This window comes from Pseudomonas sp. MWU16-30323 (genome assembly GCF_020515595.1).
Taxonomy (GTDB): Bacteria; Pseudomonadota; Gammaproteobacteria; order Pseudomonadales; family Pseudomonadaceae; genus Aquipseudomonas; species Aquipseudomonas yamanorum.
Map to the genome: position 1 here is coordinate 19,175 of NZ_JAIWYM010000008.1, position 19,912 is coordinate 39,086.

At 62.1% G+C, this 19,912-nt stretch carries 15 protein-coding genes; 5 read left to right on the plus strand and 10 right to left on the minus strand.

The window, feature by feature from the left end:
• Positions 1-2: 2 nt before the first annotated feature.
• The gene (locus tag LIY45_RS11895) at positions 3-3,386 is read right to left on the minus strand and encodes a DUF6543 domain-containing protein (RefSeq protein WP_226476455.1); all 3,384 of its coding nucleotides are present in this window, start codon (positions 3,384-3,386) and stop codon (positions 3-5) included.
• A 196-nt stretch (positions 3,387-3,582) separates the two neighbouring features.
• On the opposite strand from LIY45_RS11895, the gene LIY45_RS11900 reads away from it, so the two are divergent.
• Positions 3,583-4,047, plus strand: coding sequence for a multidrug transporter (locus LIY45_RS11900; protein ID WP_226476541.1), 465 nt, complete (start codon positions 3,583-3,585; stop codon positions 4,045-4,047).
• A gap of 17 nt (positions 4,048-4,064) precedes the next feature.
• Positions 4,065-4,877 carry an SDR family oxidoreductase gene (locus tag LIY45_RS11905; RefSeq protein ID WP_226476456.1) on the plus strand — a complete coding sequence of 271 codons (813 nt, stop codon included), beginning with the start codon at positions 4,065-4,067 and terminating at the stop codon, positions 4,875-4,877.
• A 30-nt stretch (positions 4,878-4,907) separates the two neighbouring features.
• Here LIY45_RS11905 and LIY45_RS11910 read toward each other — a convergent pair whose 3' ends face one another.
• Positions 4,908-5,771 carry a LysR family transcriptional regulator gene (locus LIY45_RS11910; RefSeq protein ID WP_226476457.1) on the minus strand — a complete coding sequence of 288 codons (864 nt, stop codon included), beginning with the start codon at positions 5,769-5,771 and terminating at the stop codon, positions 4,908-4,910.
• 111 nt (positions 5,772-5,882) lie between these two features.
• On the opposite strand from LIY45_RS11910, the gene LIY45_RS11915 reads away from it, so the two are divergent.
• Positions 5,883-7,073: an MFS transporter gene (locus tag LIY45_RS11915; protein WP_226476458.1), complete on the plus strand. Its 1,191-nt coding sequence runs from the start codon at positions 5,883-5,885 to the stop codon at positions 7,071-7,073.
• A complete protein-coding gene (locus LIY45_RS11920) occupies positions 7,070-7,468 on the plus strand; it encodes a DUF4440 domain-containing protein (RefSeq protein ID WP_226476459.1) in 399 nt (132 codons plus the stop codon). Before LIY45_RS11915 ends, LIY45_RS11920 begins: the two co-directional genes overlap by 4 nt.
• A 102-nt stretch (positions 7,469-7,570) precedes the next feature.
• Here the strand turns inward: LIY45_RS11920 and LIY45_RS11925 are convergent, their stop codons facing one another.
• The 4 genes from LIY45_RS11925 to LIY45_RS11940 are packed head-to-tail and all read right to left on the minus strand — an operon-like array spanning position 7,571 to position 12,337.
• On the minus strand, positions 7,571-8,431 hold the full coding sequence (locus LIY45_RS11925) for an HlyD family secretion protein (RefSeq protein ID WP_063027244.1): 861 nt from the start codon (positions 8,429-8,431) through the stop codon (positions 7,571-7,573).
• A 10-nt stretch (positions 8,432-8,441) separates the two neighbouring features.
• Complete coding sequence (locus tag LIY45_RS11930; RefSeq protein WP_226476460.1) at positions 8,442-8,642, minus strand: DUF1656 domain-containing protein; 201 nt, start codon at positions 8,640-8,642, stop codon at positions 8,442-8,444.
• The gene (locus LIY45_RS11935) at positions 8,632-10,815 is read right to left on the minus strand and encodes an FUSC family protein (protein WP_226476461.1); all 2,184 of its coding nucleotides are present in this window, start codon (positions 10,813-10,815) and stop codon (positions 8,632-8,634) included. The genes LIY45_RS11930 and LIY45_RS11935 overlap by 11 nt, the downstream gene beginning before the upstream one ends.
• A gap of 10 nt (positions 10,816-10,825) precedes the next feature.
• Entirely contained in the window at positions 10,826-12,337 is a 1,512-nt protein-coding gene (locus tag LIY45_RS11940) for an efflux transporter outer membrane subunit (RefSeq protein WP_226476462.1), read from the minus strand.
• Between the two features lie 182 nt (positions 12,338-12,519).
• Between LIY45_RS11940 and LIY45_RS11945 the strand changes: the two genes are divergently transcribed.
• Positions 12,520-13,488, plus strand: coding sequence for a LysR family transcriptional regulator (locus LIY45_RS11945; protein ID WP_003216257.1), 969 nt, complete (start codon positions 12,520-12,522; stop codon positions 13,486-13,488).
• Positions 13,489-13,500: 12 nt separating this feature from the next.
• On the opposite strand, the gene LIY45_RS11950 is transcribed toward LIY45_RS11945, so the two are convergent.
• The 4 genes from LIY45_RS11950 to LIY45_RS11965 are packed head-to-tail and all read right to left on the minus strand — an operon-like array spanning position 13,501 to position 19,822.
• Positions 13,501-14,865, minus strand: coding sequence for a heavy metal sensor histidine kinase (locus LIY45_RS11950; RefSeq protein WP_226476463.1), 1,365 nt, complete (start codon positions 14,863-14,865; stop codon positions 13,501-13,503).
• Positions 14,855-15,532 (minus strand): heavy metal response regulator transcription factor, encoded by a 678-nt coding sequence (locus LIY45_RS11955; protein WP_003216255.1) that lies wholly within the window; start codon positions 15,530-15,532, stop codon positions 14,855-14,857. Before LIY45_RS11955 ends, LIY45_RS11950 begins: the two co-directional genes overlap by 11 nt.
• A 31-nt stretch (positions 15,533-15,563) precedes the next feature.
• Positions 15,564-18,659 carry a multidrug efflux RND transporter permease subunit gene (locus LIY45_RS11960; protein ID WP_226476464.1) on the minus strand — a complete coding sequence of 1,032 codons (3,096 nt, stop codon included), beginning with the start codon at positions 18,657-18,659 and terminating at the stop codon, positions 15,564-15,566.
• A complete protein-coding gene (locus LIY45_RS11965; protein WP_226476465.1) occupies positions 18,656-19,822 on the minus strand; it encodes an efflux RND transporter periplasmic adaptor subunit in 1,167 nt (388 codons plus the stop codon). Before LIY45_RS11965 ends, LIY45_RS11960 begins: the two co-directional genes overlap by 4 nt.
• Between the last annotated feature and the right edge of the window lie 90 nt (positions 19,823-19,912).

The window sequence follows — 19,912 nt, forward strand, 5'->3', positions numbered from 1 at the left end:
GCTCAACCGAAATAGTCGGGAAACTGATTCGGCCCCAAGTACAGCAAGTTCGACTCAGTCAGCTTGATTTCTTTGTTCATCTTCAACTCAACGAACGGGCTGCCCGCCGTGATGGAACCTAGGTCCTGCGGAACCTGGTCGGTGCTGAATATCACCATATAATCGCCCCTGCCCACATAACGTTCGTTACCAAGAAACAACAGGTTTTCGACGTTTTCGCCATTAAATTGCTGACCGGGGGGGTTAACGTACACGCCGCCCTTTGAACCTGCGCGCGTTTCACCGCGCGTTAGATCATTAATGCTGTGCCCCCGAGCGATCGCTTCTGCGCCCTCCTTGCTGGTGTAGTGGATATAAACGGGTTGCCCGTTGTGCGTGCCCGAATCCACTGCCGACTGCCAATCCGGATGATTAACCAATGGCTTGTTCGTTGTAGGGAGTGGGGCAGAGCTGCCTGGCCGACCAAGCCCCTTTTGTGCCTGGGGCTGGCTAGCCTTCTTGGAACCCAGGGTTCCCGACTTGATCCCACCCGGCAAACGATTCAATCGCCATTCGCCTTCGCCCGCCGGCTGCAGGAATGCCACGGTTTTTTTGGTTTGCGGGTCAATGACCCGTACAGGTCCCCCCTCGACCTTATACACCGGGCTGATTTCATAGGGTTTGCTGACGCCGGTACCATCGGTGTAGCGCACATAGAACTGCTCGCCGACCTGATAGGTGCCGTCGCCCCTCATCGTACGGCCACTGAGCAGGCTGTCTGGCACGGAATGGGCGCTGATATCCGGCAATGCGCGGACCGGGGTGCCCGCTGCCGGTACCTGGTGTGCCGCCGGTGTAGTCGTCAACGGCACGACAACTCTACTCGGCGGCGCCGGGTTCAGCACCGGGCGCAGAATCGGGCTGGCCTTGCTACCCGCGGCCATGCCGCTGCCGTCGCCATACCGGGCATAGATCATGGCAAGGCGATTGGGTTTGTTGAGCACGTGGACGATGGATTGTCCCGGTGCCCGGATGACACGCAGCCCCGCCTTGGTCAGCCTGGTCGCGGTCGATACGCCTTTTCCTACAATGGGTAGCAGGTCCATGAACACCGCGGCGACCGCGATGCCGAACATGGCCTTGTTGTACGTCGATTCTTTGGCCACTTCATCTGAGCTGACAGATCCGACGTCCGCCTTATCGATCAATATTTCCGTCAGTTGTTTGTACAGTGCGTCCTGGAAGTTGCCCTGGATAGGCTTGAGGTAGGCGTTGCTACCCAACTCATTCCCCCGTGCCAGCCGCCCCACGTTGTCAACAACGCCCCCTTGGACGATTGCACCCAAACTGTTCGGGTCGAGCGGCGAGGTTTTGCGCCTTGCGTAGGTTCGCCATTCCGGCTCGTTGAAAAGCGCACTGAGGGCCGCCTGATTGGCGACTTCCCGAAAGGAGATCCCGTCAGGCGCATCAGGGCTATACAGCACAAGCGGCCCGTCCTGGCCGTTGCCGATGGCGATCACACCCTGAAGCTCCTGACCGAAGTGGCTGACGGTATTGGCGACAACGGTCTTTCCATCCACTTGAGGCCGCGTGGCAGCGTCCGGAAAATCCAGTACGGCCCGGACCCATTCAGGTCCCGAAGAGCCTTTTGGATAAGCCTGCGGGTTCAACTGCCCCAGAAACGCCTGCTTCTGCATCACATCCGACAGGTTGGCTTTCCACGCCGAGCGGAGTTTCCCCGGTGCTCCCGTCTGGGCATCAGGCGCCATTCTCTCCTTGAGCAGGGTGATGTACTTGCCGCCCACATCCAGCTCATTCACCAGAGCCTTGAGTTCCTCGGTTCCCAACACCACGGGTTTTCCATCTGCCCCGAGTACTGGTTTGCCTGAAACATCGGTCAGCTTCGCGGCGAACTTCACTTCACTATGCTGGTGGCTTTCTGCCGCGGGCCATGCGGTAGGATTTTTCAGGGCCAGGTCAGTCAATGAACTGTGCTGCCTGCTGACAGTGCGCGGCACGTAGGTCGCTGGCCGACCGGTATGAACTCTGGATTGCCTGGTGGTGGTCACCACGATCCTGTCCGGGTCGAGGTTCGCCGTGGGGTATTTTTTCCTGAGTGCAGCCTTTAATTGCTGACTGGCAAAGTCCGGCAGTGAAGGAATGTCCTCCAGCAACGACGCCAGCGTCTGGAGGGATTGCTGCTCGCGTGCTTCCAGGTGCTTGTACTGCCCCTCGTTCATGTGCGACAGGTTTTTCAACCACTGCGGCTGTTGTTTGTCTTCAAGCCTTTCTCCCCGGGCGAGCATTGCGTTGCTGCCGTCCAGTTGAGAAGACCAATTGGCAGCGTTGTTCATGGCCTCGGAGATTTGTTGGCCGTTCATGTCGCTGGTGTCTGAGTGAGTCAGGGCATTCAGTTCGGCTTTTTGTCGCTCCAGAAGCTGAGGAATCGCTTCAGCAATCACGTCCCCTGAAGTCGGGGCGAAACTCAGCGTCAGGTCGTCCCCGCGTAAAGGTTTGCGCAGGTTTTCCGCCGACAAGGGCAAGCTCTGCGACAGCAGTTCTGCGGGAACGCCCCCTTTGTCAATTCGTTGCATCAGTGCCGCCTGCAATTGTGCAGGGGTCTCGAACTCCTCAAAGCCCTCACCTGGGGTGTAGAGCACCACAGGTCCATTGTCCTGGTTGGCAGGTATGTTTTTGTTGCCGTTGGGCCAGTGCGGTTGCGTTTGCCGGGAGCCATCGGTGGTGGTAATCATGAAGGCCCCAGCCAAGCGCGCGCCGTTCGGCGTATTGTCATCAACCGTGATCGCGTACACACCGGGCCGCGCACCGTTGGGGAAAGCGTTTTCCCGGTCGGCCAGGGTCGGATAACGGAACGCCTTGTCGATCAAGGCTTTGCTCGCCGGGCTCAGGGTGCCGTCCTCCACCCGCAGCGCCGCCTGGGTGGCGAGCATTTCCCGGTGCAGGTTGATCAGTTGATCTTGAGGCGGGCTCGGGTCTTTTTCGGTGGGTCGGGGAGACGTCCAGAATCGAGTGACGGCGTTGGCATACAGCTCACCGATTTGCCCCACAGCGCCAGGCGTCCTGGCAACGTACTCCTGATACTCCTGCACAAATTGTTCGTAGGTGGGCTGCTGCCTGATCAATCGGTTGATTTTAATGTTGAGTGCATCGTGCTGAGTGAGAAACCCTTGTTGGGCAGAAGCGGGTCTACCAAAAACATACTCGGCGACAGCGGCCGGAAGAATGGCCCGAACAACTGGTAGAACTGGGGTGCCGGTGACGGCGAGACCAGAAAATGGCGCCTGGCCCCCGAGTTGAGGCGCTTGTCTTTCTGAAGGTTGATGGCGGGTTGGGTCTGAGGAAGGGGGAAGATCAGGCTGATACTGAGTATGAGGTTGAACAATCATTAAATAGACCCTGTGATGAAGGGGCCAATCCATTGTTACCCTGGTAAAAGAGATATCACTCCAGTGATGCATCAATCCGTGGTGTAAGGGAGCCCGCAAGTTCCGGCGGGAAACGTGCAATGCATTACCGCAAGTGATTAGGCTTGGCCCCCGGGCTCAGCTACGATGAATGCTCATGGCAAGCGAGGGTTTTATCGTGTTCATCGGCGTTCTACTGATCATCACCTGGTTGATCCTCCTGCTGCGCTATCCGGCCAAGGCGTTGCCGGTTTCCCTTGCGGCCGCCATCGGCCTGGGTTTGGTGGCGGCAGGCGTAGTGTGGCTGGACAACCGCGAGGCCCAACAATTGGCACGCCTGGAATTGCGCACCGTCTACGCGCCTCAAGAATGCCCGGCAGACCGACCACTTAAACTCACGCTGAACAACGGCACCGACGTGCCCCTGACCGAACTGCGCTGGCGCGTCGCCGCTTATGCACCAGGCGACACCGTCAACCTGGCCGACAACGTCTACGCAGCCCCACGTTATCGCGGCCCCGGCGAACTGCAGGCCGGCGCCACCTGGGAAGACTGCCTGCCAGTGCCACCGCTGCGCCCCGGCTACCGCCCGCAAACCCTGGAATTTCGCGCCGAGCATTTGCAAGGCAGCTTCTCCGACTAACAACAAAGGACTGACCCATGCCCAACGTACTCATCACCGGGTGTTCCAGTGGTATTGGCCGCGCCCTGGCGGATGCCTTCAAGCAAGCCGGCTTTGACGTGTGGGCCAGCGCCCGGCGCAGCGAGGACGTGACGGCACTTAGCGCCGCCGGCTTCAACGCTGTGCAACTGGACGTCAACGACAGCGCCGCGCTCGCTCAATTGGCCGGCCAGATCGGCGAGCTGGACGTGCTGATCAACAACGCTGGCTACGGCGCCATGGGCCCGTTGCTCGACGGCGGCACTCAGGCGATGCAGCAGCAATTCGAGACCAACGTATTTTCCGTGGTCGGGGTGACCCAGGCGCTGTTCCCTGCCCTGCGTCGCCGTAAAGGGTTGGTGGTGAATATCGGCAGTGTCTCGGGTGTGCTGGTCACCCCGTTTGCCGGTGCGTACTGCGCCTCGAAAGCGGCGGTGCATGCCTTGAGTGATGCGTTGCGCATGGAACTGGCGCCCTTCGGCGTGCGGGTAATGGAAGTGCAGCCGGGGGCCATCGATACCCACTTTGCGAAAAACGCCGGTACCCAGGCTGAGCTGCTGATCAATGAGCAATCGCCCTGGTGGCCATTGCGCGAAAGCATCCGCGCCCGGGCCAAGGCTTCCCAGGATCGGCCGACGCCCGCTCGCGATTTTGCTGCGGATGTATTGAAGGCCGTGCAACAGACAACACCGCCGCGCTTGGTGCGTTCAGGCAATGGTTGCCGGGCGCTGCCGTGGATGGCGGCGCTGTTGCCCAAGGGTTTGCTGGAGACTGTCTTGAAAAAACGATTTGGCCTGAGCGGCCAGCTGTAAGAGCCCCCCGCCACACGGTTTCTCGACTGATCAGCCTTTCATGAAATCGATGAAGGCCCGTACTTTCAGCGGCAGGTGCCGGGTATCCGGATACAGTGCATACACCCCCTGTGGCGCAAATCGATGACCCGGCAGCAGCCGTACCAAACGTCCGGCATCCAGGTCTTCCTGCACCAGCCACTGGGGCAGGATCGCCACGCCATGCCCGCGCACGGCAAAAGCCTGGAGAATGGCGGCGCTGTCCGCAACCAGTGAAGCCTTGCCTGGCCCGGGGCGATACAGGTGCTCGAGGCCAGCCGGATCAACCACCGCCAACTCCGTCAGCCGCCCGTGACCCAGCTTGGGCAATTGTTCCAACTCATCCAGCGTGGCGACCTCGGCAAACTCCGGCGCGGCCACGGCAAAAATCTCGTAGCTCGACAACTGCACCGCCCGGTGATTGGAGTCGAGCATCCGCCCCAATCGAATAGCCACATCAAACCGTTCCGAGATCAGGTCAGCGTGGCTGGAGGATGTGGATAACTGGATGTTCAATTCCGGGTGCAGGCCGCGAAAGGTTTCCAGCGCCGGCACCACCACGGCCAATCCGTATTCGACGGTGGTGGTGATGCGCAACGTGCCTTTGAGCTGGCTGTGTTCCGAACGGGCTTCCTCGACCGCCAGGCGCGCCTCCTCCAGCATCCGCGTGCAGCGCAGGTAAAAGCGCTCACCCGCATCGGTCAGTGCCAGTTGCCGAGTACTGCGGGTCAGCAGGGTGACCCCCAGTTCGGCCTCCAGGCGCTTGAGGTTGAAGCTCACCACCGCCCGCGTCTGCCCGAGGAAATCAGCGGCTGCGGTCAACGAACCGGCCTCCACCACGGCCTTGAAGGTGTCGAATCGATCCAGGCTGACCATTGGCCTCACTCTCCTTTGTCAAAATATTTTTGACAAACTAACAGTCAAACCGCTGTTTCCCAAGTGCCCGCACCCGCCTACCCTGCCGCCATCCACTGCAGGAACAGCGCAATGACCTACCGCTCGAAAGTCACCTGGATCTTTCTACTGGGCTTCGCCCTCGACCTGGTGAACATGTTTGTCGCCACCCTCGCCTACCCGGACATCGCCCGGGAGTTGCACGCCTCAGTCACGCAACTGGCGTGGATCGGCAACGCCTATATGCTCGGCCTGACCGTGGTGATTCCCCTGAGCGTGTGGCTGGCCGCGCTGTTGGGCGAACGGCGGTTGATAGCCCTCAGCCTGTTGCTGTTCGGCGTGGCCTCGGTGCTGGTGGGCCAGGCCGCATCGATTGAAGCGCTGATCGGCTGGCGCCTGCTACAAGGCCTGGGCGGTGGCTTGTTGATGCCTGTGGGACAAGCCTTGGCGTATCGGCATTTTGCGCCGGCAGAACGCAGCCAACTGACGGCCAAAGTCATGCTGGTGGCGCTGCTGATACCGGCGCTGTCGCCGGCGTTGGGTGGCTTGGTGGTGGACAGTGTGTCGTGGCGCTGGATCTTTTTCGCCAACCTGCCCCTGGCGCTGATCACCCTGGCGTTGACCTTGTGCTGGCTGGAGGCGGACACGCTCGCGTCGACGCGCCCGGCGCTGGAACTCGGCAAAATAGTGCGTCAGGTTCGGCGCCCGATGCTGCGGGTCGCGATGCTGGTCTACCTGTTCATTCCGGGCGTGTTTATCGGCACCAGCCTGGTGGCGATTCTTTATCTGCCTGGCCTCGGGTTTACTGCCAGCCACATCGGCGCGCTGATGCTGCCGTGGGCGCTGGCCTCAGGGTTGGCGATTGTCTTGAGCAAAAAACTGTTCAATCGCTGCGGGCCTCGGCCTCTGCTGTTGGCGGGCATGCTGCTGCAATCCATCGGCATCCTGTTGCTGATCGAGCCACACCCGATGGTCGTGGTGCTCGCCTATAGCCTGATGGGCCTGGGCGGCAGCCTGTGCAGCAGTACCGCGCAAACCCTGGCCTTTCTCGACATTCCGGCCGAGCGCATGGGACATGCCAGCGCCTTGTGGAACATCAATCGGCAATTGAGTTTTTGCCTCGGTGCCGCAGTGCTCAGTGGGGTGCTGGCCTCGCTGAGCTCCTTCACCGCGACCTTCGCGATTGCCGCAGCGTTGACCCTGTTTCCATTATTTGCCGTACTGTGCCTGGATGCGTCCAAGGTACGGACACTGCTTCACCCTGCCAGCGAGCCCACACGATGATTGATTACCGCGACTTTTTTGATGAAGTGATCCAGGCCCATGTCGAGATCGAGCAATGGTTTGCCGGGACAGCACCGGAGGGAACACTGGAGATGTTGCTCGGCCGTTTTTCGCCGGATTTTTCCATGGTTACCCCGGCGGGCAAGCAACTGGATTTTGCGCTGCTCAACCAGCTGTTCAGCCAGGCCGGCGGCAAACGGCCCGGGTTCAAGATCAGCCTCAGCGAGTTTGCCGGGATCGATCGACATGCCCGTGGCGCGACGGTGAGTTACCGCGAACAGCAGGTGGATGGCAGCGGCGCCCAAACTGATCGGCGATCGACCGTGGTGTTTGAAAAGCAGGCCAGCGGCGCCCTGCTGTGGCGCCACTTGCATGAGACTTTTCTACAGGCATGACAGGGTCAAAATGTGGGAGCGGGCTTGCTCGCGAATACGGAGTGTCAGCCACTGAATAGAGTGCCTGATCCACCGCTTTCGCGAGCAAGCCCGCTCCCACATTCAGTTCTGTGTTTGGTTGACGATCACGGTGCAGGTGATCCCCGCCGCCAACAGCACACCCTCCGGCACTTCATCGATGTGAATCCGCACCGGCACCCGCTGGGCCAGGCGCACCCAGTTGAAGGTCGGGTTCACATCGGCGATCAGCTCGCGGCTCTCCGGGTTGTCCCGGTCGTAGATCCCGCGCGAGATGCTTTCCACGTGGCCCTTGAGGGTTTCGCCGCTCATCAGTTGCATGTCGGCCTTGTCCCCGACTTTGACGTGGGGCAGCTTGGTTTCTTCGAAGAAGCCGTACACCCAGAACGAGTTCATATCCACCACTGCCATCTTCGCCTCGCCGATGCGTGCGTAGTCGCCGCGGTGCACGTTGAGGTTGGTGACGTAGCCGTCCACCGCCGCCACAACCTGGGTGCGCTTGAGGTTCAGTTCGGCCGCTTCGAGTTGCGCCAGCGCGTGCTGGTAATCCGCCAGGGCCGAGTCGGCGATGTTGCTGGCGTCGTCGCGGTTTTCCTTGGAGATCACCAGGGCATCAAGGTCGGCGCGGCGGTGGGCGTTGACCTTGCGCATCTCCCAGGTGGCCTTGCGTGAAGCTACCAGCGATTGCGCCTGCTTGACCGCAATCTGGTAGTGCTCGGGGTCGATCTGCATCAGCAGGTCGCCCTTTTTCACCAGTTGGTTGTCACGCACCGGGACATTGACCACCTCGCCGGTAACGTCGGCAGCAACGTTGATGATGTCGGCGCGCACGCGCCCATCACGGGTCCACGGGGTTTCCATGTACTGCACCCACAACGTACGGCCCATCCAGATCGCCAGGGCCAGTACCAGCAACGTCGCGAGCAGGCTGAAAAACTTTTTCATCGGGGCATTCTCAACGGTAGATGGTCAGCGCCAGGGCGCCGAACAAGCAAGCGAACAGGCTCAGGCGCAGCAGCGCCGGGTGCCAGAAAAAACGGTACAGGTCAAAGCCGGCCAGGAACCGGTCGAGGGCCCAGGCCAGGCCCGCCGCGATCAGAAACATCAGGGTCATGGTGGGCATGTAGACGCCGTGGAAGGCGATTTCACGAGGCATGGGCGGGTCCTTCGGACTTGAGGGCAGCCAGGGGTGATTGCGGGTCCAGCAATGAGGTGCGGATAAAGTGCAGGTAGCTTTTCACCCGGCGCAGGGCCGAGGTGTCGAAGTGCGGGGCGAAGGGTTCGTCGGTGGCCTGCACCCGGCTGATGGCATGGTCCACGGCGATCAGGCTGCGTTCCAGATTGCTGGCGCTGGGTTGCAGGAACAGCCGCACCAAGGAGCGGCCCATCACCCGGATCGCCTGGCGCCACGGCTGGGATTCGGCATACGCCGGGTGCACCGGCAAGATCGCCTGTTCCTTGCGCAATTCGATAATCGCGTGGCCGACTTCCAGCACCACGAACATCCAGCGCAGCAGGTTGCGTTGCACCTGGGGTTGCCCGGCGGCGAAACCGTAGGCCTGGTGCAGCAGGTCGCGGGTGCGGCTTTCGAAACCTGACGCCAGGCCCTTGAGCTTGCCGCTGATGGCGAACACCACTTGCTCGCGCAGGTCCTGCTCCAGCCGGCGCCACAACCAGCGACTGTTGGGCGGCAGGATAATCGCGCCCGCCGCCGCACACACCAGCATGCCGATGACCATGGCGATGTAGTCGTTGATGAAGGTGTACGGGTTATAGATCGTGAGGTTATCCGGCACCGAGCCGGTGCTGAAGAAGATCAGCAACCCGACGCCAACGCCGGCGTACTGCGGCCGCGACGCCAGGAACGAACCGAAGATGATCACTGGGGCGAGCATCACACACAGCAGCGGGAAACCGTCGATCCAGGGGAACACGAAGAACATTTCGACAAAGCCCACCAGCGCGCCGATCAAGGTGCCGCAGGCCATTTGAAACGCCATGCGCTTGGGGTTGGGCGTGGCAGCCGACAAGCCCACCGTTGCAGCGGCAATCAGGGTCATGGTGGCGCCGCTGGGCCAGGCCGTGGCCACCCAGTAGCTGCCGAGGACAATCAGGATAAACGAGGCGCGAATCCCCGAGGCAGCGCAGGCCAGCCAGTTGGTTTTCGGGGTGTAGGGTTCGTCCCAGTGTTCCCGTTCGTGGCTGTGATCCGCCAGGGACGCGTGAGTCTGGGCGTAGTTGTGCAAGTCGTCGACGAAGCGGTACAGCAGTTCGTAGGCGGTGTGAAAATCCAACTGCTCGGCGTCGCTGGGCTGACTTTCCTGGAAGCTCGTGCGCAGGCTGCGCACCTTGGCGGGCAGGCCTTCCTTATAGGTATTCAACTGATTGGCCAGGCGCGCCGCGTCGGGGCTGGTGAGGGCGCGGCCGGAGAAACCGTCGAGCAATTCCGCGAGGTCTTGCAGGCCGGGTTTGATGGCGGCCACCACGTGATCAGCCTCTTGGCTGCGCAGGCGTTCAAGCAATTGGTGCAAGGCGTTGAAGCGAGTAGTGATGCTCATGAACTCGCTGTTCAAGCGCGTCAGCCGGCCATTGCGCCGGCGCATGTGCGGGTCTTCGAACACCGTGATGCTGCGCAGCCCTTCCAGGCCCACGGCTTCGGCGATAAAGCGCACGTTGCTGCGTTCAAACCCTTCACGCTCACTGCGACCGCGCAGGCCGTCGGTGACGAACAGTGCAAACACCCCGAAGCGCTGGTACAGGGCGTTGCGCATCGCGGCGCTGGCGGTTTGCGGCAGGATCGCGGCGCTGACCAACGTGGAGCAGACAATCCCCAACGAGATCTCCAGGACCCGCCACACCGCCGCCATAAACGCGCCGTCGGGATGGGCCAGGGCCGGCAGGCCAACCATCGCCGCGGTGTAGCCGGCCAGCACAAAACCGTAGGCGCGAAAGTTGCGATTGCGCGTAGCGCCAGCAGTACAGATGCCCACCCAGATCGCTAGCGAGCCGAGGAACAGTTCCGTGTTCTGGGCGAACAAGGCGATCAGAAAAACCATCACCGCCGAGCCTGCCAGGGTGCCAAGGAAACGGTAGAAACTCTTGGCGAATACCTGGCCGCTCTGCGGCTGCATCACGATAAATACCGTGATCATCGCGGTGCGCGGCTGCGGCAGTTCCAGGCGCATGGCCAGCCACAGCGTCAGGAATGCCGCGATCAGCACCTTGAAGATATAGACCCAGGTCACGCCGTCACTGCGTGCCCAGTCGAAGAAACCACGGCGCCACTCAAGGGAGTGCAACCAGCGCAGCGGTGCAGGCAAGGGAGTCATTGCATCCTACTCAGTGATCAAACACGGCGAGGGCCGCCGGGGTCTTGTTCGGAAGCGTCTTGCTGTCTTGCGGCACGTCGCTGCCGGCGCCGAGGCCACCGCCCAATGCGGTCACCAGTTCGGCGTGGGCACTCAGGCGCGCGGCCTGCACCTGCTGCTGCACCTGCTGCTGGCGGAACAACAGGCTCTGGGCGTTCAGCACATTGAGGTAGTCGGTGAGGCCGCGCTGGTAGGCGATCATCGCGATGTCATAGGTCTTCTGCGCCGAGGCCACGGATTCAGCGGCGAAGGCCTGCTGCTTGTCCATCGACTCGCGGCGGATCAACTGGTCGCTGATGCCCTTCAGGGCGTTCACCAGCGTCTGGTTGTAGTGCGCCACGGCGATGTCGTAGCCGGCGCTGGCCTCACCCAGTTGCGAGCGCAGGCGCCCACCGTCGAAGATCGGCAGGCTGATGGCCGGGCCGGCGGTGTAGTTGAGCTTTTTACCCGTGAGAAAACTCAGCATCCCGCCGCCGGTGGCGACGTAGCCGAGGCTGCCCACCAGGTCGACGTTGGGGTAAAAACCGGCGTGCGCCACGTCAATGCCACGGGCCTGGGCCGCCACTTGCCAGCGACTGGCGACCACGTCCGGGCGCTGGCCGAGCAGTTCGGCGGGCAAGGTCGACGGTAGCTTCAGCGGTGCACCAAGGGACAAGGTGGGCCGCTGCAACTGCGCGCCCTCCCCCGGCCCTTTGCCCGCCAACGCAGCCAGCTGATTGCGGCTCAGGGCGATGGCTTCATCCAGAGCGTCCAGCTGCCGATGGGTTTCCGGCAGCGGCGTCTCGGCCTGGCTGACTTCGAAGTGGGTGCCGATCCCGCCATTCAAGCGCTTTTGCGCAAGGTCGAGAATCTGTTGTTGCTGGGCCAGGGTGGCGGCCACGATATCGCGCTGGGCGAAGTGCAACGACAGTTGGATATAGGCGCGCACCACGTTGTTCTGCAATTCGAGCTGAGCCTGGCGCGCTTCGGCGGCGCTCATGTGGGCCATGTCCACGGCACGCTCGGTGGCATTGCTTTCGCGGCCCCAGAGGTCGAGGGCATAGCTCAAGCCCAGGGACGCGTTGTTGTCCCAGGTGGTGGAATTGTCCAGCGCGCCCGGGCCGTAGAACTGATCGCTCGGCCAGTTATGGCGCTTGAGCGTGGCGTCACCATTGACCTGCAACGACTCGGCCGACTCGGCGATCCCGGCCATGGCCCGGGCTTCACGCACACGAGCAGCGGCCATGGCCATGCTCGGGCTGCCTTGCACGGCGAGGTCGATCCAGTGGTTGAGTTGCGGGTCGCCGTAGGCTTGCCACCATTGCGCGGTAGGCCAGTGGGCGTCCTGGACGGCGGTTTTGATCGCTTCGTCGGTGGCCAATGTATTGGCGACGAGTGACTGGCCTTGAGGGGCAATTCCTCCGGTTCCGATGCAGCCGCTGATTGCTAACGATAAGGCCCAAACACTGAGAGTCTTCAGCTCTCTGCTGATGCGACGCGGCACTGCTGCGAATTCCTGAGAGGGTGTTGCGGGGAAGGTGGCGCAATTCTAAGGGGCGGGCCGGATGGCGATAAGGTGGGATTCTTGTGAATCTTTGTTACCGTTCAGGCGATAATCTTTTGGTAGGGATCACTGGATCCTGCAACTTCGTGTCACAATTTGCCATCTCCCCTGAGAGCACCTTAATGGACACCTTGCAAAACATGCGCGCCTTCAGTTGTGTGGCCGAAGCCGGCAGCTTCACCGCCGCCGCCGTGCAACTGGACACCACCACGGCCAACGTCTCGCGCGCGGTCTCCAACCTTGAGGCCCATCTGCAAACCCGTTTGCTCAACCGCACCACCCGCCGCATCGCTCTGACCGAGGCCGGCAAGCGCTATTTGCTGCGTTGCGAGCAGATCCTGGCGTACGTCGAGGAAGCCGAGGCTGAAGCCAGCGACGCTCACGCACGCCCCGCCGGGCAGTTGAAAGTGCACACCATGACCGGCATTGGCCAGCACTTCGTGATTGATGCGATTGCCCGCTACCGCCGCACCCACCCGGACGTGACCTTTGACCTGACCATGGCCAACCGCGTGCCGGACCTGCTGGACGAGGGCTACGACGTGTCCATCGTGCTCGCCAGCGAACTGCCGGATTCGGGGTTTGTCTCGCAACGCCTGGGGATAACTTACAGCATCGCCTGTGCCTCGCCGGCTTACGTCAAGGCCAATGGCTGTGCACAACGGCCCAGCGACCTGCTCAACCACGCCTGCTTGCGCCTGGTCAGCCCGGTGATTCAGCTGGATAAGTGGTCGTTCAACGGGCCCGAGGGCCAGGAGAGCGTGGCGATCAACAGCTCACCCTTCCTGGTGAACTCCGCAGATGCGATGAAGACCGCAATCACCAGCGGCATGGGCGTTGGCCTGTTGCCGGTGTATGCGGCGATTGAAGGCCTGCGCAACGGCACCCTCGTGCGGGTGATGCCCAACTACCGCTCCCAGGAACTCAACCTGTACGCCATTTACCCGTCGCGCCAATACCTGGATGCGAAGATCAAGACGTGGGTGGAATACCTGCGCAGCTCCCTGCCGGAAATCATGGCCGCGCATCAGGCGGAACTGGCGGCCTATGAGCTCAGTGGCAGTTTGGGCGGCGTGCGACTGAGTAACTGAGGGGGTCAGCCGCTACACCGGCAGCGTAATGCCAAAGGTGTTGCCGCCGCCCTCGCTGCGCACAAACACATCCCCGCCGTGCATCAACGCGATCGCCTTGACGATCGCCAACCCCAAGCCGTGATTCGCCCCGCTATTGCGGCGGGACGCGTCCACCCGATAGAACCGCTCGAACAACCGGGGCAGATGCTCGCTGGCAATCTCATCGCCGGGGTTGGTCACCCCGATCGCCACGTGGTCTTCCACTACTTCGATCTTTACCTCGATCACCTGGCCAGGCGCCGTATGCTGCACCGCATTGCTCAACAGATTGATCAACGCCCGGCGCAAGTGCGCCTTCTCGATCTGCACCTGGGCATCACCGCTCACGCGCACCTGCACCTGAGCGTCCTCGAGGATGAAGTCCAGATAGTCCAGGGTGGTCGCCACTTCATCCGCCAGCGAACTGCTGATCAACTTGGTGGCCTTGCTGCCCTGGTCGGCGCTGGCCAAAAACAGCATGTCGTTGATGATCGAACGCAACCGTTCCAGCTCTTCGAGGTTCGATTGCAGCACCTCGAAATAATGCTCGGCCGAACGCCCACGGGTCAGCGCCACCTGGGTCTGGCCGATCAGGTTGGTCAGCGGTGAGCGCAGTTCATGGGCCACGTCGGCGTTGAACGACTCCAGGCGCGAATACGCCTGTTCCACCCGCTCCAGGGTCGAGTTGAAGGAATTGACGAACTGCTTCAGCTCCGGCGGCAACGGCGACAATTGCAGGCGCCCGGAGAGTTTCGGCGGCGCGAGTTTCTGCGCCTCATCCGACAGTTTGATCAGCGGCTTGAGGCCGATACGTGCGACCCAGAACCCCAGCAGCGACGCCAACACCACGCCGACAAACGCCAGGCTGATCAGCGCCACCAGCAGTTGATGCTGGGTGGCGCGGAAGTTCTCGGTGTCTACGGCGATCAGGAAACGCAGCGGCGGACGCTGGTCCTTGGCCGGGAACTGGCTGACCAGCACTTTGAATGGATACGCCTGACCCGGCAGGCGCAAGTCCCGCTTGCCCGTCGGCCCTGCGGCGAAGGCACGAATCTGCGCGTCCGGGTTGCCGTATTCGTAGGTCGGATCGCTGCTCACCACCCAGAAGCGGATGCGCTTGTCTTCCTCACCCAACAGCTTGAGCTTGGCGGTGATCTTCGCCCAGTGATCCGGCGTACCAAAGCGGTTCACCGAAGACTCCAGCACGCTGTAACGCGCATCCAGCTCGGCCCCGGGCAACAGGCCCAGGCCTTTGTCCACCTGCTGATACAGCGCGCCGCCGATCAACAGGAAAATCAGCAGCGCCACCAACGTGAACATGCCGCTCAGGCGCAGGGCGATGGAGTTAGCCGACACTGCGGTTCTCCAGCACATAACCCATGCCGCGGATGGTGTGCAGCAGCTTCTGTTCGAACGGCCCGTCGAGCTTGGCCCGCAGGCGCTTGATCGCCACTTCCACCACGTTGGCGTCGCTGTCGAAATTGATGTCCCAGACCATTTCCGCAATCGAAGTCTTGGACAGGATTTCACCCTGGCGCCGGGCCAACACGCTGAGCAGCGAGAACTCCTTGGCGGTCAGGTCCAGGCGAACGCCGTTGCGACTGGCCTTGCGGCTGATCAGGTCGATCCACAGGTCGGCGATGGTCACCTGCACCGGCTCGTGCCCGCCGCTGCGACGGGTCAGGGCTTGCAGGCGCGCCACCAGTTCGAGGAACGAGAATGGCTTGCCGAGGTAATCGTCCGCCCCTTCCCGCAGGCCGCGAATGCGGTCTTCCACGCGCTCGCGGGCGGTGAGCATGATCACCGGCGTCTGCTTGCGCGCCCGCAGTGCACGCAATACGCCAAAGCCATCCAGGCCGGGCAGCATAACGTCGAGCACGATCACCGCGTAATCGTTCTCCAGGGCCAGGTGCAAACCTTCGACACCTTCACGGGCGACGTCGACGGTATAGCCTTGCTCCGTCAGGCCGCGGTGCAGGTAGTCGGCGGTTTTTTCTTCGTCTTCAATAATCAGTACACGCATGAGCCTTTTGTTCCAGGACGGGGCCTCAGCCTCAGTGTGTGGTTGCCAGCTGGGGAGCTGGTTTGGGTCTGTGGAAAAACTTCTCGAGGTACAAGTATATGACCGGCGTGGTGAACAGCGTCAGCGCCTGGCTCACCAGCAACCCGCCCACCACCGCGATACCCAGTGGCTGGCGCATTTCTGCGCCGGGGCCGGAGCCCAGCATCAACGGCACCGCCCCCAGCAGCGCCGCGAGGGTGGTCATGATGATCGGCCGGAACCGCGTGACACAGGCTTCATAAATCGCCTCTTCAGGCGGCAAGCCGCGTACGCGTTGGGCGTCCAGGGCGAAGTCGATCATCAGGATACCGTTCTTCTTCACAATCCCGATCAGCAGCACCAGGCCGATCAGGGCCATGATGGAAAAGTCCTGACCCATCAGTGACAGCATGATCAGCGCCCCCAACCCCGCCGACGGCAAGGTGGAGATGATCGTCAGCGGGTGCACGAAGCTCTCGTACAGCACCCCCAGGATAATGTAGACCGCCACCAGTGCCGCGAGGATCAGCCAGGGCTGGCTGGCCAACGAACTCTGGAACGCCTGGGCCGCCCCCTGGAAGTTGCCGATGATGGTAGTCGGCATGCCGATTTCGTTCTTGGCCTGGTTGAGCATGATCACCGCATCCCCCAACGCGACGCCCGGCGCCAGGTTGAACGACAGGTTGGCCGCCGGGAACATACCGTCATGGCTGATGGACAAGGGCCCTATGGTAGGCGGGTCGACCTTGGCCACCGCCGACAGCGGCACCATCTCGTTGGTCAGCGGCGAGCGCAGGTAGAAGTAGTTCAGGCTTTCCGCCTTGCCGCGTTGCTGGGTGTCCAGCTCCAGCACCACTTGGTACTGGTTGATCTCGGTCTGGAATTCGTTGATCTGGCGCTGGCCGAAGGCGTCGTACAGCGCCTGGTCCACATCGGTGGCGGTGAGCCCAAAACGCGCGGCGGCCTGACGGTCGATGCTGATGTGGGTGATGCTGCCACCGAGCTGCAAGTCGTTGGACAGGTCGCGGAACGCTGGGTTGGCCCGCAGTTTTTCGGTGAGGCGCTGGGTCCAGGTGTTCAGGGTCGGGCCGTCGTTGCTCTTGAGCACGTACTGGTACTGGGCGCGGCTGGGGCCGGAGCTTAAGTTGATGTCCTGGCCAGCCCGCAGGTACAGCACGATGCCCGGCACTTTCGCCAGTTTCGGGCGGATCCGGTCGATAAACTGGCTGGCCGACACGTCGCGGTCCCCGCGATCTTTCAAGGCAATCCAGAACCGGCCGTTGGCGATGGTCTGGTTGCTGCCGGTCACGCCCACCGAATGGGAAAACGCTTCCACCGCCGGGTCATCCTTGACGATCTCGGCGATCGCCTTGTGCTTGGCGACCATGTCCGGGAACGACACGTCGGCCGCCGCTTCGCTGGTGCCGAGGACGAAGCCGGTGTCTTGTACAGGGAAGAAACCCTTGGGGATAAACACGTAGCCGACCACGGCCAGCGCCAGGGTCACGATAAAGATCGCGGCCATGGTGCGTTGGTGGGCCAGGGCGCGGCGCAGATTGCGCGCATAGCCGGCGAGGAGGCGTTCGCTGAAGCCGGGTTTGTCATGGGCGTGATGGGTCGGGGCGCGCATGAACAGCGCGGCCAGGGTGGGCGCCAGGGTCAGTGAGACCACCACCGAAATCAGGATGGTCGAGGTGGCCGTCAGTGCAAACTCCTTGAACAACCGCCCGACCACACCGCCCATGAACAACAGCGGAATAAACGCCGCCACCAGCGAGAAGCTGATGGACACCACGGTAAAACCGATTTCACCCGCGCCCTTGATCGCCGCTTCGCGCTTGTCGAGGCCGGCTTCCAGGTGGCGGTGAATGTTCTCCACCACCACGATGGCATCGTCCACCACAAACCCCACGGCGATCACGATCGCCACCAGGGTCAGGTTGTTCAGGCTGAAGCCCATCAGGTACATCAACGCAAAACTGGCGACCAGCGACACACCGAGCACGCTGGACACGATCAACGTGGCGGACAACTGGCGCAGGAACAGCGCCATCACCGCCACCACCAGCAGGATCGCGATCAGCAGGGTCACTTCCACTTCGTGCAGGGACGCGCGGATGGTCTTGGTGCGGTCGGTCAATACGCTGACCTGCACCGAGGCCGGCAACATGGCTTGCAGGCGTGGCAGCTCGGCTTGAATGCGGTCCACGGTCTCGACGATATTCGCGCCGGGCTGGCGGGAGATCACCAGGTTGACCCCGGGCGTGTCGCCGGACCAGGCCTGCACGTAGGCGTTTTCCGAACCGTTGACGACTTTGGCGATATCCCGCAGCTGTACAGGTGCCCCATTCTTGTAGGACACGATCAGTTGGGCGTAATCCTCGGGATGGAACAACTGGTCGTTGGTCGACAGGGTCGACACGCTGTTCTCGCCGTAGATCGCGCCCTTGGCCAGGTTCAGGCTCGACTGCTGGATCGCCAGGCGCACGTCTGCCAGGGTCAGGCCGATGGCCGCGAGTTTATCGGCCGACGCCTGCACCCGGATGGCCGGGCGTTGCTGGCCGGTGATGTTGATCTGGCCGACGCCGTCAATCTGGCTGATCTGACGGGCCAGCAGGGTTTCCACGTAGTCACTCAGCTCGGTGCTGGGCATGCTGTCGGAGCTGACGCTGAGAATCAGCACCGGGCTGTCCGCCGGGTTGACCTTCTTCCAGGTCGGCAGGCTCGGCATGTCGCTGGGCAGCTTGCCAGACGCGGTGTTGATCGCCGCCTGCACTTCTTGCGCGGCGGTGTCGATGCTCTTGGTAAGGGTGAATTGCAAGGTCAGGAGGCTGGAGCCCAAGGCACTGCTGGAGGTCATCTGGGTCATGCCGGGGATGGCGCTGAATTGCACTTCCAACGGTGTGGCCACGGAGGACGCCATGGTGTCCGGGCTGGCGCCGGGCAGCGTGGCGCTGACCTGGATCGTCGGAAACTCGGCTTCCGGCAGTGGGGCGATGGCCAGCCGTGGGAAAGCAATCATCCCGAGCAGTACCAGGGCGAAGGTCAGCAGCAAGGTGGCGACCGGGTGGTCGACGCACCAGGCCGACGGCGAGTGACTGCCACTCATGGCTGCACCTTGGCATCAACGGTCTGGATCACCTGCGGCGGTTCCTTGAGCACGTCGACCTGAGCGCCAGCCTTGAGCCGCGACTGACCATCGCTGACCAGCACGTCGCCGGCCTGCACACCCTGGAGGATGTTCATGTCGCTGTTCTGATACAGCACCTGCACCGGCACCACCTCTACCTTGTCACCCTTGAGCCGGTACACGAAGTGCGAATCCAGCCCGCGCTGCACCACAGTGGGTGGCACAACCAGGGCGTTCTTGTGCAAGGCGGTCTGGATGCGGATTGTCACCAGTTGCCCCGGCCAGAGTTTTTGCGCGCCGTTGCTGAACTCGGCCTTGGCGCGGATGGTGCCGGTGGTGCCGCTGATCTGGTTGTCGATCAGGCTCAGGCGACCTTCCCCCAGCAGGTCGCCGGTCTGGCCGTCGGTGTCGGCGCCCATGTAGGCGTTGACGTCGGCGGGCAGTTGCGCGGCGATCAGGCGTTGCAGGGTCGGCAGCATTTGTTGCGGCAGGGAGAACTCGACGGCAATCGGGTCAATCTGGGTCACGGAGAACAAGCCCTGAGTGTCGCTCATGCGCAGGAAGTTGCCTTCATCCACCGTGCGAATCCCGACGCGCCCGGTGACCGGAGAGCGGATTTGCGTGTAGGAAAGCTGTACCTGGGCCGAATCAATGGCCGCCTGGTTACCTTGTGCCGTGGCCTTGAGCTGGTTGACCAGGGCTTGTTGCTGGTCATAGGTCTGCTTGGACACGCCGTCGTCGATGCTCAGTTCCTTGTAGCGCTTGAGGTTGACCAGCGCGACTTGCAGTTGCGCCTGGCTTTCCCCCAGTTGCGCCTTGGCCTGGTCCAGGCTGGCGCGGATCGAGCGGTCATCAATGGTCGCCAGCAGGTCACCGGCCTTCACCAGTTGACCTTCCTTGACCAGCAATTTGGTGAGGATGCCGTCGATCTGCGGGCGAATCACCACGCTGTGCAACGACAGCACCGAGCCGATGCCGCTGACAAACCCCGGGATGTCCTGCTGTTTGACGCTGATCACACGCACTGGAATCGCTGCCGACGCAGTCAGTTTGGTCTTGGCCGGGCGGGTCACCACCCAGGCAACCACGGCCAGTACCACAAGGACGCCCACGATCAAGGCAGGTTTTCGTTGAATGTGCATGGGGTGAGGCGCCAGGGCAAAGGATCGGAAGAATGAAGGTTCTTTATAGCCCGCCAACCCGGTCAGCAAAGTGACTGCTAACTGACAGCG

Bases quoted from the DNA above. Each gene is read 5' to 3' on its own strand.
- LIY45_RS11910 (WP_226476457.1), bottom strand. From the start codon at position 5,771: ATGGTCAGCCTGGATCGATTCGACACCTTCAAGGCCGTGGTGGAGGCC.
- LIY45_RS11930 (WP_226476460.1), bottom strand. From the start codon at position 8,642: ATGCCTCGTGAAATCGCCTTCCACGGCGTCTACATGCCCACCATGACC.
- LIY45_RS11920 (WP_226476459.1), top strand. From the start codon at position 7,070: ATGATTGATTACCGCGACTTTTTTGATGAAGTGATCCAGGCCCATGTC.
- LIY45_RS11905 (WP_226476456.1), top strand. From the start codon at position 4,065: ATGCCCAACGTACTCATCACCGGGTGTTCCAGTGGTATTGGCCGCGCC.
- LIY45_RS11915 (WP_226476458.1), top strand. From the start codon at position 5,883: ATGACCTACCGCTCGAAAGTCACCTGGATCTTTCTACTGGGCTTCGCC.
- LIY45_RS11925 (WP_063027244.1), bottom strand. From the start codon at position 8,431: ATGAAAAAGTTTTTCAGCCTGCTCGCGACGTTGCTGGTACTGGCCCTG.
- LIY45_RS11945 (WP_003216257.1), top strand. From the start codon at position 12,520: ATGGACACCTTGCAAAACATGCGCGCCTTCAGTTGTGTGGCCGAAGCC.
- LIY45_RS11960 (WP_226476464.1), bottom strand. From the start codon at position 18,659: ATGAGTGGCAGTCACTCGCCGTCGGCCTGGTGCGTCGACCACCCGGTC.
- LIY45_RS11965 (WP_226476465.1), bottom strand. From the start codon at position 19,822: ATGCACATTCAACGAAAACCTGCCTTGATCGTGGGCGTCCTTGTGGTA.
- LIY45_RS11935 (WP_226476461.1), bottom strand. From the start codon at position 10,815: ATGACTCCCTTGCCTGCACCGCTGCGCTGGTTGCACTCCCTTGAGTGG.
- LIY45_RS11895 (WP_226476455.1), bottom strand. From the start codon at position 3,386: ATGATTGTTCAACCTCATACTCAGTATCAGCCTGATCTTCCCCCTTCC.
- LIY45_RS11955 (WP_003216255.1), bottom strand. From the start codon at position 15,532: ATGCGTGTACTGATTATTGAAGACGAAGAAAAAACCGCCGACTACCTG.